This window comes from Salinigranum salinum, assembly GCF_009176545.1.
In the GTDB taxonomy this organism is placed as follows: domain Archaea; phylum Halobacteriota; class Halobacteria; order Halobacteriales; family Haloferacaceae; genus Salinigranum; species Salinigranum salinum.
Window position 1 is genome coordinate 1,731,065 of record NZ_VTOJ01000002.1, and the last position, 14,806, is coordinate 1,745,870.

A 14,806-nucleotide genomic window follows, 5' to 3' on the forward strand; every position below is an offset into this window, starting at 1 on the left:
TCCGACCGCGAGCAGAGCGCCGGGTCTGCCAGCCCTACAGCCGCGCGCGGTCGCCCGTGCCTCCTCCGACGCGCCCGTCGAAGCGGCTCGCCCTACAGGCGAGCCCGATCGCCGGTCCCGCCGGTCATCGCGCTCGCGACCGCCCCCTTCACCACGACGTCGTCGCCGAGCGACGTGAGCTGGATGTCGGGGATGTTCACCATCACCATCTCCTCGATGCGCTCGCGGATCGGGTCGACCACCTGGGTCGGGTTCCGCAGCGCGACGGCGCCGCCGATGTAGACGACGATTGGGGCGTACGCGTGGATGACGTTGGCGACGCCCATCGCGTTCCAGTGACAGAGCTGGTCGATGACGTAGTCGGCGAACTCGTCGTCGCCGGCGTGCTGGAAGACGTCGACGGCGGAGAAGTCGGGGTCGTCGACGGGGAGGTCGGTGTCGACCGTCGGATCCTCCTCGTACAGTTCGTACGCGTAGCGGGGGATGTTCTTGCCCGAGCAGTACGCCTCCCAGTGGCCGTCGTGGCCACAGCCGCAGGTCATGAAGCCGTGCGGGTCGACGGTCATGTGGCCGACCTCGCCGGCGTTACCGTCCCAGCCCGAGACGACGTGTCCGTCGATACAGACCCCGGCACCGATGCCGGTCGAGACCGTGATGTAGACGACGTCGTCGGGGTTGCGCTCGGAGTGGAAGCGTTCGCCGATGACGCCGGCGTTGGTGTCGTTGTGGAGGTAGACGCGATCGGTGTCGAGCAGCACGGACAGGGGACCGGTGAGCGGGATGCGGTCGATCGTATCGGGCAGGTTCGCCGGGTTCTCGACGGCCCCCTCCGCGAGGTCGAGCGGGCCGATCGAGCCGATGCCCGCCGAGACCGCGTCCTCGGGGTCGATACCGGCGTCGTCACACGCCTCTCGCGTCACCCCGAGGACGGCCTCGGTGACGGCGATGCCCGTCGGTCCACGCGGTGTCCCACGCTTCGCGGTCCCGATGATTCTCCCCTCCGCGTCGGCAACGACCGCCCTGACGTTCGTCGCCCCCAGGTCGACACCAACGTAGTACGTCATTGTCTCCACTGGAACGCGCCGAGCACTTAATCGGGCCGGTTCCAGCTATCGAATCAGCGAATCGGCGAATCAGCGAATCGGCGGCTCGCTGGCTCGCCGACACACCGACGTACGAATCACGAAGCCGCGGATCAGCGGATCGGCGACGCACGAACCGGGTCCGGTCGACGGAGGGTACGTCCGGCGGTCACGAACGAGCGAGACGCGGGACGGGTCGCTCCGGCGTCACGCGAGATGTCGGCCGCTCAGTTCCCGCCGCTCGTGTTCGGCAGCTGGGGGATGAGGAACGACAGGAAGTGGTCGAAGCTCCGCGTCTGGAGCCACACCTTCCCGGGACCGGTGAACTCGCAGACGAGCCCCTCGCCGCTGAACAGCGTCGACTTCAGCCCGCCGACCCGGTTGACCGAGAACGTCGTGCTCTCTTCGAAGGCGACGATGTGTCCCGTGTCCACCGTGTACCGCTCTCCGTCGGCGAGTTCCCGTTCGTGAACGGCGCCGTAGCTCGACAGGAACGTCGGTCCCGACCCCGACAGCGACAGGAGGAACAGCCCCTCGCCGCCGAAGAAGGTCCGACCGCCGCCGAACTTCGTATCGAGGTCGATCGCGGGGTCGCACGCGAGGAACGACCCCGACTGCACGAGGAGCGTCTCGTCGGCGATGTCGTGACGGACGACGTCGCCGGAGAGTGCGGGGGCGAGCGTCACCTCTCCCGCCTCGGTCGCGGTGAACGTGTTCTGAAAGAAGGACTCCCCGCCGAGCACGTTCCGTTTCAGCGAGCCCAGAATGCCGCCGCTGGCACCCGTCTCGATGTCGATACCGCTACTCTTCGAGACCATCGCGCCGGCTTCCGCGCGCAGCTGCTCTCCCTGGTCGAGGTGGACGGTCAGGAGGGCGAACGAGGGTCGGTAGTCGATCTCGTGTTCCATACGACTGCACGTGTGAGCGGGAGAACACATCTACTTGTCGCCGGCGAGGGAGTCGACGCTCGGTGCGGCGGCACGGCACGGGAGAACGGCCGACCGAGGTCGCCCGAATCGACCGGTGACCGTCTCTCACTTCGTGTCCGCGCGGACGAACGTCACGGGACACGGCGATTCGAGCATCACTTCCTGGGCGGTGCTGCCGAAGACGGCCTTGCCGGCGGGCGACCGTTTGCGACCGCCGACGAGGACGAGGTCGGCGTCGACGTCGGTGGCGATCTTGACGATCTCCTTGCCGTGTTCGCCGACGCCACCGCGGAACTCGTAGTTCAGGCCCGCCTCGTCGAGCATCCTCGCGAGTTCGCGAGTCGTCGTGTGCCGGCGTGCGGCGTTCCCCGGTGTCGCCTCCTCGGCCTGCGGGTCGATCTCCAGCGTGTCCAGTGTCCTCTCGAACTCCTCTTGGGTGAACACGTGGGCGAGGATGACTTTCGCGCCGGCAGGGCCCGCGATGTCGACCGCCTCTTCGCCGAGTCGTTCGTACCGGTCGGCGTCGCTCGGACCGACCGCCAGCAGGATCGTATCGAGACTCATACGCAGGTCGTGGTTCGCTCCCCCGGCACTTAACTGTACATTCCGTTTACTCGAAATTGAATGAATATCTTTGACGAGGCGACCACGGGGGCGGCCCGATCGTGGGGTGACCACCCAGTGCCCGCGTCTCAGATCGCGTCCGCGTCGCGGAGCCGGTCGATGTCGGCGTCGGTGTAGCCGTACTCCGAGAGGACGTCGACCGTGTGCTCGCCCAAAAGCGGCGGGTGGTGACGGATGGTCGCCGGGGTCCGCGAGAAGTGCATGGGACTCCCGGGCATCTCGATCTCGCCGGCCGTCGGATGGTCGACGGACTGGCGCATCCCGCGGGCACGGATCTGCGGGTGGGAGAAGACGGCCGCCATGTCGTTGACGGGACTGACCGGGACGTCGTGCTCGCGGCAGCGGGAGACGACCTCTTCGGTCGTGTACGCCGCCAGCTCCGCCTCGAGGATGGGGTCGAGTTCCGCCCGGTGTTCGACGCGGTCGGCGTTCGTGGCGAAGCGCTCGTCCGTCTCCAGGTCGGGTCGGCCGATCGCCTCGCAGAACCGCGGCCAGATGTGTTCCGAGGCACAGGCGACGACCACGTAGTCGTCCCGCGTCTCGAACGCCTGGTACGGGGTGATCGTGGGGTGTTTACTCCCCATTCTCGCCGGGGGGTCGCCCGTGGCGAAGTAGTTCGACGCCATGTAGCTCATCCACGCCGCCTGCCCGTCGAGGAGGCTCACGTCGACTTTCTGTCCCGTCCCGTCGCCGAGCTCGCGCGACAGGAGCGCGGCCAGGATCGCCTGCGTCGCGTACATCCCGGCCCCGATGTCGGCGAGCGCGACCCCCACTCGCACCGGCGGACCGTCGGCCTCGCCGGTGATGCTCATCAGGCCACCCTCGGCCTGCATCATGATGTCGTAGGCGGGGCGGTCCTTGTGCGGCCCCCACTCGCCGTACCCCGAGAGCGAGCAGTAGACCAGCCCGGGGTTCTCCTCGCGGAGGTCCGGGTAGTCGAGGTCCCACTCCGCCATCTTCCCCACGCGAAAGTTCTCGACGACGACGTCGGCCTCGCGAGCGAGGTCGCGGAACACCGCCCGACCGGCGTCGGTCGTGAGATCGAGCGTGATCGAGCGCTTGTTGCGGTTGATGCTCACGTAGTAGGCGCTCTCGTCGCTGTCACCGTACGTCGGCGGGTGCCAGCCGCGGGTCTGGTCGCCCGTCCCCGGCCGTTCGATCTTGATCACGTCGGCACCGAGGTCGCCGAGCTGCATCGTACAGAACGGGCCGACGAGGACGCGCGATGCGTCGAGCACGGTCAGTCCGTCGAGCGGTCCCGTCTCGCCCGACGGAGTGCGGGCCTCACCGGTCATGGTCCGTCGGGGCTGCCGGTGGCGACGTGGGTCGGCCAGAACGGTACGGCGATCTCTCGAGGATCATCGTGGCTCAGTAGTCCGGGGCGTCGTCTTCGACAGCCCGCTTCATCGAGTCGCGTCGGGACTTCGCGTCGCGACCCGTCACCTCGAGCAGGAAGTCGTTCTTCGCGGAGACGGCGTCCTGCGCGTGGTCTTCGAGGCCTTTCTCCAGGATGGCTGCGGCCTCGTGCTCCTCGAAGTGGACGGCGAGCTGGTCCTTCTTGCCGCTGTACGTCGACGCGCCAGCGACGATCCGCTTGAACACCGGGTTGTCCGGCTCGTCGACCACGTACAGTTCGTTCCCGTTCCACTCCTCGGTGCCCGTCACGGGGCCGAAGTACTCCTCGATGGTCGCCTTGAGGTCGGGGGCGTTCTCCTCGAGCGTCTCCCCCCGTCGCATCTTGTACTCCTTCATGCTCCGTCGTTTGACAGGGGATGGTTTACCTGTTTCGTCACCTGTCGTGACTCAGCGTTCGCGCTCCGCGATGTACCCCTGCTGACACTCGGGACAGATGTCGCCCGAGCGGAGCGACGAGTCGAGCGGGCGGGCGTGGCCACAGTTCGGGCAGTAGTACTCCGTCTGGACGCCCGGCGCACGCCCCGACACGTCGTCGTGGGACGCGCTGACGATGGTCCCGTCGCCGTCGCGCTGTTCGACGGCCTTGTCGAGGTACGACGTCTCGTAGCCGTCGTCGTGGTCCTCACCGTTGGTCGACTCGGGGGCGATCGAGTTCCCGTACGCGACGTCCGGCCCGCCGGCCGTGGCGCTGGCTGCCGCGAATCCCTCGTCCGCCCCCTCGTGTGCCGGCCACGAGCCCCCGGCGTCGGTCGTCCCGTGGCCGCCGGTCGTCGCCTCCCCCGCGTCGGGCGTGTCGGTCTCGTCCGTGCCGCTGTCGAGCAGTTCGGCGTCCTCCTCTGCGGCCGTTTCGGCGACGGTGCGCTCGACGTCGTCGGCCTCGCCACCGGCGTCCGTGTCGACACCGTCTCCCGCGTCCCCATCCGTGGGGGCGGCGTCGGGCGAGTCGTGCGAGCCGTTCGACGCGGCCGCATCGTCGCTCTGCGCGTGCTCGGGGACGTCGTCGTCGGGTCCGCGGCCACCGTCTGCCGACGCCGAGGGAGGGGAGCCGACGTCGCTGCTGTCGGGCCACTCGCCGTGGCCGCGTTCGGGTGTCTCGTCGGTCTCGTCGAGGATGACCGCGTCCTCCTCCGAGGGGTCGATCGCGTCCCTGTCGTCGTCGAACCCCGCCTCGGCCCGGTCGAGGAGCGACGTGTTCGAGTCGTCGGCCGGCACGTCGGCGGTCTCCGCGGCGTCGTTCGTCACGCGTTCCGTGGGCTCGTCGGCCGTCGCCTCGCCGCTCGGTTCCTCGGCCGTCGCCGGCTCCGTCCCGCTCGCGGGGCCGACCGCTTCGGCCGTCTCGTTCAGTGGGGTGGACGCCGGCGTCGACTCGTCACCGTGGGCCGTCGCCGGCCCCTGTGTGCGACCTGCCGGCGCGACCGCGTCGGCGTCGCGGCGGTCGATCCTCACGTCGTCTTCCTGGCGGATGGCTCTGACCTCCGTACTCTCGGAGAGGACCTTCTCCTCGCCACACCGGCGACAGAGCCGGATCTCTCGTTCGGTCACCACCATCTCGCTCCCATCCTCCTCGTGCTCGCGAACGACCCCGGAGGGACCGAAGTCGTGTCCGAGCAGGCACTTGAGTCCCATTACGTCTCACATTCCCGAGTCGACAGCAAAAAACTACCTCCGCCGTCAGACGGCCGTCTGACGCCGTTTGACCGCGAAATCGGCGGATCGATCGACCCGGTTTCGACGGTCGTCTGACGCTCGGCTGACGGGTGGCTGACGCGCGTCGTGCCGGGCCGTCTCCACCGCCGCCGGGGGAGCCAACAGTATAAACCATCCGCGCCCGATGCAACAGATATGAGAGCGCGGCGGGAGTTCCGGAAACGAAAGGACATCGACGTCGCCGTCCTCGATGCCCTCGTCGACCGGGCCTCTGAGGGGATGACCGTCTACGAACTGCGAGCCGTCGTCGACGCCGACATCGACACCATCGGCGAGGCGCTCGACCGGCTCAAGGCGGACAACCTGATCACCGTCGAGGGCGAGGACGATCGCGTCCGGATCCTGCCGGCCGACCGCGTCGTCCCGGAGCCGGGTGAAGCACCGGACGACGACCGTGGCCTCGTCGACAGGATCCGCGACAAACTCGGCTTCTGACGGTCGCGCGGTGCAGTCGCGCCGTCCCGCGTGACGATCCCTCGGACCGCTGTCGGCACCTCGTGCTCCCCGCTGGCGGCCCCCGGACCACTGCCGCCGACGGGAACGATTCCCTACCGTTTTCCCCTCTGCGCGTCTCCCTACAGCCATGACGCTCGTAGGCGACCTCCACGAGGCACACGGTGCCACCTTCGTCGAGCGAGGCGGGGTCGACGTCGTCGACCACTACGGCCGGCCCGAACGCACACACCGGGCGGTCAGAAACGGCGTCGGCGTCGTCGAGATGGGGTACGGCGTGGCCGTCGTCGAGGGCGACGACCGCGTCGACTTCGTCGACAACGCCGTCTCGAACCGCGTGCCCGACGTCGAGGGGGAGGGCTGCTACGCGCTCCTCCTGGACCCGCAGGGACGGGTCGAGACCGAACTGTTCGTCTACAACGGGGGCGAGCGACTGCTGCTTTTCACGCCGCCGTCTCGGCTCGACCCGCTGCTCGACGACTGGCGCGAGAAGGTGTTCATCCAGGACGTCGAACTCCGCGACGCCTCCGCCGACTTCGGCGTTTTCGGCGTCCACGGCCCCACGTCGACGGAGAAGATCGCCTCCGTCCTGAACCACGCCGGCGCGCCCGAGGGGGAGCTGAACTTCGTCCGCGGGTCGATGGGCGACGTCGGCGTCACGGTCGTCGCCACGGACGCGCCCACGGGCGAAGAAGGGTACGAGGTCGTCTGCCCCGCCGAGCAAGCGGAGGCGGTGTTCGACACGCTCCTCACCCGCGGACTGAACGCCGTCCCCGTCGGCTACCGGACGTGGGAGACGCTGACGGCCGAGGCGGGGACGCCGCTGTTCGAGAGCGAGGTCGAAGGCCGGATCCCGAACGTCGTCGGGGCCCGCTCGGGACTGGACTTCGAGAAGGGCTGTTACGTCGGGCAGGAAGTCGTCTCGAAGGTGGAGAACCGTGGACAGCCGAGCCAGCGACTCGTCGGGCTGCTCCCGGCGAGGCTGCCCGGCGCGGGTGCGGCGGTGTTCGCGGGCGACGCGGCCGTCGGCGAGGTGACCCGCGCCGTCGAGAGCCCGTCGCTCGAGCGACCCATCGCGCTCGCGTTCGTCGACTACGACCTGCCCACGCGCGTCGCGGACGGGGTCGACCTCACGGTTCGCGTCGACGGCGACGAGGCCGACGCCGACCTCGCTGGTCTCCCGTTCGTCGAAGGGAGCGCACGATCGGGCCGCCTGCCGCGGTACCCCGCGGACGAGAGCGAGTAAGCGCGGGACGAGGACGGGTCGGGACGAGAGCGAGGAAGCGCGGGACGAGAACGGGTCGGCACGGGCGGAAACGGCTTATCCGCGCTCGGCCCCAACGCGGTGTATGCACAGGCGTGACGTGCTCCGTGGGATTGCCACGACCACGGCCCTGGGTGCGGGGCTGACCGTCGGCACTCCCGCGAGCGCGCACGAAGGGGGCGGCGACGGCGACGGGACGGTCGCCGGCGAGGCGGGTGGGTACGAACCGCTCGGCGTCGTCGACGTCCCGGGAGCGATGGAGGCCGTCGTGAGCGGGCGGACCGTCTACGTCGCCACGGGCGACGGCTACGCCACCGTCGACATCTCCGACCCCACGGTCCCGCGGGTGCTGGCGCGCCGCCGTGACCTCCTGGCAGACCGCGACGACGGCCCGCTCGTGAACGTTCAGGACGTGAAGGTCGACGGCGACACGCTCGTCGTCGCCGCGCCGGCACACCCCCGCCGGAACGCCCTCTCCGGCCTCGTCGTCGTCGACGTCTCCGACCCGGCGTCACCGGTGGAACACGGCTTCTTCGAGACCGACTACCCGATCCACAACTGCGACGTCGTCGACGGGCGTGCGTATCTCACCGGCAACGACGGCGACCGCAACGCGCTCGTGATCGTCGACGTCTCGGACGTGGGTTCGGACGAACGTCCCGTTGAGCTGGGGCGCTGGTCACTACTCGACGTCGACGACGGCTGGGGCGACGTCGCCGGGGGCCGGCGGACGCTCCACGACGTGACCGTCCACGACGGCGTCGCGGTGTGTGCACACTGGGACGCCGGCACCTGGCTGGTCGACGTCGCCGACCCCGCCGAACCGTACGTCCTCGGGAGCGTCGAGGCACCGGAGCCGAGCGACCTCTCCACCGCAGGCCCGAGACCGGCGGTCACAGCGCCGGGCAATCACCACTACGCGACGCGCTCGGGCGGACTCCTCGCGGTCGGCAAGGAGACGTTCGGCGTCCGCGTCGACGACGACGGCGACGGCGAGGGCGACCAAACGGTCGGCGGGCCGGGTGGCGTCGACCTCTGGGACGTCTCGGACCCGCGCGACCCGGTGAGACGGGCGACCGTCGCACCGCCGACCAGCGACGACCCCACGGTCGGGGGGACGTGGACTACCGCCCACAACCTCGACCTCGCGGGGGGGACGCTCTACACCTCCTGGTATCGGGGTGGGGTGAAACGATACGACGTGACCGACCCCGCGAACCCGATCGAGGAGTCGTGGTGGCTCGCACCCGCCGAAGCGAGTTTCTGGACCGCACGGACGGTTACGACCGGCGCGGACGGCTACTTCGTCGCGTCGAGCCGCGGGGTCGGCGACGTCCCGGGACGGCTCTACACGTTCCCCGATCGACCGGGCAGCCAGGCAGAACGACCGACACTCGGGGCGACCACGACCACGACCGCGGCGGCGAACGCGGGCGAGACGCCGTCGTCGTCGGCCGCGTCGACCGAGTCGGCCGCCTCGGCTCCCGGTTTCGGCGTAGGATCGGTGATCGCGGCGTTCGGGGTAGGTGGCTGGTGGCTGCGGCGACGCGCCGGCGACCGCGACTCGTGAGTGCGATGGCGACGGGTCGCAGCGTCGACGTCGCCGTCACGATCACCGGCGCCACCGGGTCCGAGTTCAGCCGCACGGTCGGTTCGACGACGTGGTCGCGTCGACCTCCTGTGAGGAACGACCGCGGCACCGCCCGGCAGCGTTTTTCATGAACGATCCACGAAACCGTAACCTACCCATAGCTGGACGTGCAATCTCGGGTAATGACCGACGAACCGCTGAAGGAGCGCATCGAGACCTGGATGGTCGGCCAGATGCCTATCATCCAGATGCACGGCGGCGAGAGCGTCGTCCGCGAGGCCGACCCCGACACCGGCGAGGTCGTCGTCGAACTCGGCGGGACGTGTTCGCACTGCGGGATCAGCAACATCACCGCCCAGAACATCAAGGCCGACCTCATCCGCGACTTCGAGGAGGTCACGGACGTCGTCGTCCGGGTCCCCGACACGGGCGAGATGACCTCCGACACCGTCGAGGGCGGCCGCGGCGGCGAACTCCAGTTCTCGACCGAGGGATCGGATCACTTCTGAACGGTCGGTCTGGCGTCCGTCTGTCGTCGTGTTAGTACCGGGGGCAGAGTGAGAGACGTTCGAGCGAGCAACCAGTCGATGTCGAGCGGAGTCGGAGTCGGTTCCTCCCGTTGCCTGTGACACCGTCGCATCCGATCGCGTCTGTCGAGTTCGTTCCTCACGACGTAGTACAGTGTTCGGCCGTCGTCACCCTGCCAAGCCGCCGGTTCCACACGCTCGATCCACCACTCGTTCAGGGTTATTGAAATATATGTGACAGAAGTCAAAAATTTTTTGTCTTGACCTTTTGGCTATCTACCACATGGGAGCCGAAGTCGAGGGCGACGCGATCCGGAGTGCCTTACCCGATACGATCATCGGGATCGGCGGAGCGGGGAAGAACATCCTCTATCGATACCTCAACACTGACTGGATTCTGGAGGAGGCGATCGAACCACGGGAGGGGCAGCATCCGGACGGGTTCAGTGCGTACGCCATCGACACGGCGATCGAGGACCAGGAGACCGACGAAGCGATGGAAGCGCAGGTGAACAAGCGGATCGGAGAGATGGCGACGGACATCGAGGGCCTCGAACCTGCGTTCGTGCAGAACAAGACGAAACTCACGTACATCAATCCAATCGACGAGATCGACGACCGATACCTCACGGATATCGGGCTGACCGCGACGAACAACGTCCGTGAGATCGCCGAGCTGTCGGGCATCCGAGCGTGGTGGCTCGAACAGAACAAACAGCTGGCAGGCGACGGGGACTACGCGACGGGCGTCGTTCGTCGACGGGCATTGAGCAAGGCGCTGTACTTCGCGACTCAGTCGAGCTCGCAGTCGTTCGAGAGGATCAATGAAAACCCTGGCGACCACATCGCGATCATCGTCGGGCTCGGTGGCGGAACCGGGTCCGGGATGTTCCTCGACCTCGCACGATCGCTCCGCAAACAGAACCGATCGGTCGTCCTCTACGCGATCATCCCCTCGAAGAAGGAGAACGACCGAAAACGAGGAAACGCCTACGCCGCACTCTCGGAGCTCGAGTATCTCAGTCTCACGGGGAACAACCCGTTCACCAACGTCGTGCTGTTCCCGTTCGACGAGCCACGGAAGCTCGCCGACAAGACCGAGTTTTACGATGCCGTCGTCCAGTCGATCGTCGCCAACGCGAACATGTCAGACGAGGTTCGGAGTGTCCTCGACTCGTCGACCGGGGACGGGCCGCCACCGTACGCGCCGTTCACCGTCGCCGTCCCGAAGACGCTCCACTACAACATCGGCGACATCGAGGAGGCGAAGAGTGGGCTGGACGAGTTCACCGAGAGTCGGATCGAGGCACTCGAGACCGAGCACGCGCTGTACGATTCACTGGCCCAGTTCATCCAGGAAAACGTAGGGGGGAAGGCGTGGCGGCTGCTGGAGCAGACGAACGATGGCGACGAGCCAGTCGACACGGAGGAGTTCAGGCTCACGTCAGAGGAGGTCGACGAGCTCTGGGAGCGAATCGAGGACATCAAGGGCATCCTCGAGAGCGACGAGTACGACTACGTCGGCTACGAGACGCTCGAGGGGTGGGAGGAGTTCATCACGGAGAACGAGGCGAAGGTCAAAAACGAGGAGTCGATTCCCGAAGAGGAGAAACTGCGGTCGCTCGTCCTGGAACTGTCCAGACGGGGGACCGAGTACGAAGTGGACGGAACGGGAGACGACGAGGACGACGAGCAGTTCGGCGAGATGATGCAGAAGGAACTCGGTGCCATCCGCAAACGGGTGAACCTGTTTCGAACGATGCGTCTCCTCGACGAACCGATCAAATCGGGGGTCGGAGACGCGCTCGACGAAGGGACCAGCAGGATGTCGGGGGGAAGCGATGTCAAGGACCGGATCAGAGCGGTCCAGGACGAAAGTGAGGCGCTCGAGACGAACATCGATGTACTGACCGGGGTCGCAGAGACGATCGAGAACGAGGACCTGTTCACCAGGTACCGGAGACAGTGGTGGGATTCGGTCGAAGGGAAACTCTCGTCGTACCTCGTCGTTCGGCGTGACGGCGAGCGGGTGAGACAGCTCCTGTCCGATCTCGACGACGCGATCGAGGACGCGGTCGAGCAGATCAACGAGGAGGACGAAGCGGCGTTTCTACCGGTCGATCTGGAGTTCGACGGGTTCAGAGAACTGAACGATCGGCTCGACGAGATGGGGATCGACGCCGACGTCACCATCGACGAGGAAGTCATCGAGGGCACGGTCGAGGCCGCGGGCGACGCACGCAGGGAGTGGCTTCAGGCCAACTCGCTCGGATTCATCAAGCGGAAGTTCACGTCCGCCTTACAGGAGCACGAAACCGAGTACGACCGGTGCATGAACAGCATCGACACGGAGCTACTCTCCGTGAGTCCCAGCGTGGGTGCGGACATCACCGACGCCGACTACTACTGCACGTACAGCGGCGAGAGCCAGTTCGACCGGCTCGAAACGCAGGTGGCCAACAAAGAACAGGAACTCCTGGCAGAGATCGTCAGTTCGTTCGAGAACGCGCTGATGAATCCACCGATCGACACCGACTGGTTCGAGGCACGATCGGAGTTCGAGGAGTGGGCCGGCGAGGAACCGACGCTCACGTGGCCGGGAGACGTCACGGAGTACCCGAACAGTCTTCGGACCGAACTGGATCGACTCGATCCGACCGAAGCGGACGTCCAGTCGGTCAAAAACGAGTTCGATCGACAGCCGAACGAGGCCGTCCAGCAGCCAGGGGGAGTCGTGTACAAGGCGTTCCGATCGGCCGTCTTCGAGCCCATCGAGACGCTTCGGAACGAATACCGAGACGACAAGAGCGAGATCGACGAGGAGGTCGCCCGGCTCACGGAACTGCTGCGTATCGTCCAGAACGAGGGGGACGAGTGGAGCGAAGCGCACGACTCCCGGATGGAAAAACCGGCCCGTGTCGCGGACACACAGGTCAGCACGTCGATGTTCCGAGTCAACCGACATCCACACGGGGAAACGAGTATTCGGAGTAAGGACCACATCGGCGAGACGAACTTCCTCGAATCCGACTCCGAAGAGCACGACGCACTCCTGCGGACGTTCTGGGAATCGATCGCGAACGACGCGGCAGACGGGACGGCTCTCACGGGGCTCGTCACGGGGCACCTGACGGCGACTCGCGACGAACAGGACGTCGAACGACCGACACACAAGGGGACGTTCATCGGGAACGTGTTCATGAGCCGCGCGTGCCAGCGATCGGACGACCCGGCGGGGGGCGTATACGAGCGGACCAAAGATCGGTTCGACGATGGAGAGATCTACTTCGAGGACAACCAGAACGGCTACGCGGCCGTCGCTCGGCCGTTCGGTCCGAAGTGGGACGTCTCGCTCACGACGTTCATCGGCGGCGTCTTCCTCGACAACCTCGAACCGGTCGTCGACACGGCACACGGATACAAGACCGGGTACGAGGATCAGGTCACCAAGCTGGACCAGAACGTCCGGGTCAGACACGTCCACGGGCTGGACGGGCTCGACCGAGAGATCGCCTCCGACGGGTGGGGAGCGTACGTCTGGCGTCGGAGCCTGTTCAACCTCAGAAACGGCTCCGATCGAGACACGTTCCTCGACATGACCAACGAGAAGGTCGCCCAACACATCAGGGAGGACCGACTCACCGTCGAGAAGTTCAGGAGTACGGTCGATTTGACGGGCGACGAATAACGCATGGGACGGGAATGGGGGGCGCTTCTGGGACTCGCAGTCGTCATGGGCGTCCTCGGAACCAGGGTGAGCGATCTCCTCGTCGCCGCGTGGGACAGCCACAGGACTGTCTACCACGTAGGATATACGGTCGTCGCGCTCTCGCCGGTCCGCGATCCCGACATTTTCGTCGTCCTCGGCGTGGGGACCGTCGGGGGACTTCTCGTCTTTTTCGCCGTCGACGCACGAAAGCACAGGCAGGGACTCCTCCTGCTGATCGGAGCAGCGCTCTTTGGCGGGACGGTGTTCCAGACGTGGGCGGAGACGGTCTCCTTCTTCGAGAACCTCCCGTGGGCGGTGGGGGGGCTGGTTCTCGGCGCCGTCGCGAGTTATCCACGCAGCACGATTCCGCCGCTGCACAGCGGGACGCGGGGAGACTTCGGAAGACGGTGGGAGTTTCCCTACGCGGGACTGTGGTTGTACGTGCTGGTCGTCGTCGTCTCCCTGATCGGACTGGTGGAGCGATACGTCCCGTACCGGAGTCCGATCGTCGCGCAGAACGCACCGCTCTCGCGGACTGCACCACAGGTCACGGCGAGCGGGGTGCTGCTCGACGTTGTGAGCGTCGGGGCACTGGTGATCCTCGTGGCAGTGTTCGTCGACTACTCGAACGAGCATCGGATCGTGTTGGTCTCGGAAGATCGACAGGAGCTCGGACGGGTGATCGGTGGCCTGTTCAGACAGGTGAGCGATCCGACTCCGGTCGGTCGCGACATCTCGGTCCTCCGGGCTGTCGCACAGAACCGCCGGAGTTCGCAGCAAAAAGTGAGTAAGCCGGTGACCTTCGCGTACGCGGGCGGCCTTCTCGCGACGTGGCAGACCATCACGGCGGAACCCATTACGCTCCGCCGGAGGGATCCGTCGACGATCGGGGAACGGGTAAAGGAACGGCAGTCTCCGATTGGTCGGCTCAGGCAGCTCCTCCGTTGGGTCGCGAAGACCGTGATCCCCGGCACTCTCACGGCCCCGTTCAGTACCTACGGCCACATCGATCGAATCGACGATGCCGACACGATCTTCTTCGTCCTGCCGGCGTCGGCGTTCATCAACGCGAGCTACCTCGACCAGTTCGAGCCCGGTGAGAGGGGCGTCGAAGACGAGTACCTCTACCGCTCCCGTCCGCGGAAATTGAAACCGTACATCGAAGCGTGCACACAGTATACCGGCGATCGGAGCCGTACGGCAGTGCTCGTAGTCACGGAGGGAGACCTCGCCCGTCGAGCGTTCGCCCTGGATCAGAGAGACGAGACGCGGACGGATGTCGCCCTCGACAACGGACCGTTCCTGCAGTACGTTGAGGAGAGCGTTCTCCAACTCGAGGGCAGGGAGCGCTCCTGCGATGTCATCGTGGTCGATCGACCTCCGGGTGAGATGCGAGGCACGGGGTTCGAATCACTCGCCCGTCATCTCTGACGACGTCGCCTGTTCGAACCAGCGTCGTGTGAGCCACGCCACGGTTCGGTCGCTCTCGCGCCGTGAGCGTGCG

General features: G+C 66.7%; 12 protein-coding genes. 6 read left to right on the plus strand and 6 right to left on the minus strand.

The genetic code is table 11. From position 1 onward, the window contains the following. Positions 1–92: 92 nt before the first annotated feature. The 6 genes from FZP69_RS19795 to FZP69_RS19820 form a co-directional block, all read right to left on the minus strand. Positions 93–1,064, minus strand: a complete 972-nt coding sequence (locus FZP69_RS19795; protein WP_152043080.1) for an ROK family protein — start codon at positions 1,062–1,064, stop codon at positions 93–95. Between the two features lie 245 nt (positions 1,065–1,309). Then, positions 1,310–1,990, minus strand: coding sequence for a TIGR00266 family protein (locus FZP69_RS19800; protein ID WP_152043081.1), 681 nt, complete (start codon positions 1,988–1,990; stop codon positions 1,310–1,312). Between the two features lie 126 nt (positions 1,991–2,116). Then, the gene (locus FZP69_RS19805; protein WP_152043082.1) at positions 2,117–2,575 is read right to left on the minus strand and encodes a universal stress protein; all 459 of its coding nucleotides are present in this window, start codon (positions 2,573–2,575) and stop codon (positions 2,117–2,119) included. Positions 2,576–2,703: 128 nt separating this feature from the next. Then, positions 2,704–3,930: a CaiB/BaiF CoA transferase family protein gene (locus tag FZP69_RS19810; RefSeq protein ID WP_152043083.1), complete on the minus strand. Its 1,227-nt coding sequence runs from the start codon at positions 3,928–3,930 to the stop codon at positions 2,704–2,706. 73 nt (positions 3,931–4,003) lie between these two features. After that, positions 4,004–4,387 carry a DUF5611 family protein gene (locus FZP69_RS19815; protein ID WP_152043084.1) on the minus strand — a complete coding sequence of 128 codons (384 nt, stop codon included), beginning with the start codon at positions 4,385–4,387 and terminating at the stop codon, positions 4,004–4,006. 51 nt (positions 4,388–4,438) lie between these two features. After that, positions 4,439–5,677, minus strand: coding sequence for a DUF7093 family protein (locus FZP69_RS19820; RefSeq protein WP_152043085.1), 1,239 nt, complete (start codon positions 5,675–5,677; stop codon positions 4,439–4,441). A 216-nt stretch (positions 5,678–5,893) separates the two neighbouring features. On the opposite strand from FZP69_RS19820, the gene FZP69_RS19825 reads away from it, so the two are divergent. The 6 genes from FZP69_RS19825 to FZP69_RS19850 all read left to right on the plus strand — a co-directional run bounded on the left by FZP69_RS19825 (position 5,894) and on the right by FZP69_RS19850 (position 14,733). Then, a complete protein-coding gene (locus FZP69_RS19825) occupies positions 5,894–6,193 on the plus strand; it encodes a DUF6432 family protein (protein WP_152043086.1) in 300 nt (99 codons plus the stop codon). Positions 6,194–6,341: 148 nt separating this feature from the next. Then, complete coding sequence (gene ygfZ, locus FZP69_RS19830; RefSeq protein ID WP_152043087.1) at positions 6,342–7,457, plus strand: CAF17-like 4Fe-4S cluster assembly/insertion protein YgfZ; 1,116 nt, start codon at positions 6,342–6,344, stop codon at positions 7,455–7,457. Positions 7,458–7,560: 103 nt separating this feature from the next. Further along, a complete protein-coding gene (locus tag FZP69_RS19835; protein WP_152043088.1) occupies positions 7,561–9,045 on the plus strand; it encodes an LVIVD repeat-containing protein in 1,485 nt (494 codons plus the stop codon). 203 nt (positions 9,046–9,248) lie between these two features. Continuing rightward, positions 9,249–9,575 carry a NifU family protein gene (locus FZP69_RS19840; protein ID WP_152043089.1) on the plus strand — a complete coding sequence of 109 codons (327 nt, stop codon included), beginning with the start codon at positions 9,249–9,251 and terminating at the stop codon, positions 9,573–9,575. Positions 9,576–9,876: 301 nt separating this feature from the next. Further along, a complete protein-coding gene (locus FZP69_RS19845; protein WP_152043090.1) occupies positions 9,877–13,281 on the plus strand; it encodes a tubulin-like doman-containing protein in 3,405 nt (1,134 codons plus the stop codon). Between the two features lie 3 nt (positions 13,282–13,284). Then, the gene (locus tag FZP69_RS19850; RefSeq protein WP_152043091.1) at positions 13,285–14,733 is read left to right on the plus strand and encodes a hypothetical protein; all 1,449 of its coding nucleotides are present in this window, start codon (positions 13,285–13,287) and stop codon (positions 14,731–14,733) included. Positions 14,734–14,806 lie beyond the last annotated feature (73 nt).

What these genes read in the sequence shown, in the direction of transcription:
- FZP69_RS19845 (WP_152043090.1), top strand. Translation starts at nt 9,877, where the DNA reads ATGGGAGCCGAAGTCGAGGGCGACGCGATCCGGAGTGCCTTACCCGAT.
- FZP69_RS19800 (WP_152043081.1), bottom strand. Translation starts at nt 1,990, where the DNA reads ATGGAACACGAGATCGACTACCGACCCTCGTTCGCCCTCCTGACCGTC.
- FZP69_RS19805 (WP_152043082.1), bottom strand. Translation starts at nt 2,575, where the DNA reads ATGAGTCTCGATACGATCCTGCTGGCGGTCGGTCCGAGCGACGCCGAC.
- FZP69_RS19795 (WP_152043080.1), bottom strand. Translation starts at nt 1,064, where the DNA reads ATGACGTACTACGTTGGTGTCGACCTGGGGGCGACGAACGTCAGGGCG.
- FZP69_RS19840 (WP_152043089.1), top strand. Translation starts at nt 9,249, where the DNA reads ATGACCGACGAACCGCTGAAGGAGCGCATCGAGACCTGGATGGTCGGC.
- FZP69_RS19825 (WP_152043086.1), top strand. Translation starts at nt 5,894, where the DNA reads ATGAGAGCGCGGCGGGAGTTCCGGAAACGAAAGGACATCGACGTCGCC.
- FZP69_RS19850 (WP_152043091.1), top strand. Translation starts at nt 13,285, where the DNA reads ATGGGACGGGAATGGGGGGCGCTTCTGGGACTCGCAGTCGTCATGGGC.
- ygfZ (WP_152043087.1), top strand. Translation starts at nt 6,342, where the DNA reads ATGACGCTCGTAGGCGACCTCCACGAGGCACACGGTGCCACCTTCGTC.
- FZP69_RS19810 (WP_152043083.1), bottom strand. Translation starts at nt 3,930, where the DNA reads ATGACCGGTGAGGCCCGCACTCCGTCGGGCGAGACGGGACCGCTCGAC.
- FZP69_RS19815 (WP_152043084.1), bottom strand. Translation starts at nt 4,387, where the DNA reads ATGAAGGAGTACAAGATGCGACGGGGGGAGACGCTCGAGGAGAACGCC.
- FZP69_RS19820 (WP_152043085.1), bottom strand. Translation starts at nt 5,677, where the DNA reads ATGGGACTCAAGTGCCTGCTCGGACACGACTTCGGTCCCTCCGGGGTC.
- FZP69_RS19835 (WP_152043088.1), top strand. Translation starts at nt 7,561, where the DNA reads ATGCACAGGCGTGACGTGCTCCGTGGGATTGCCACGACCACGGCCCTG.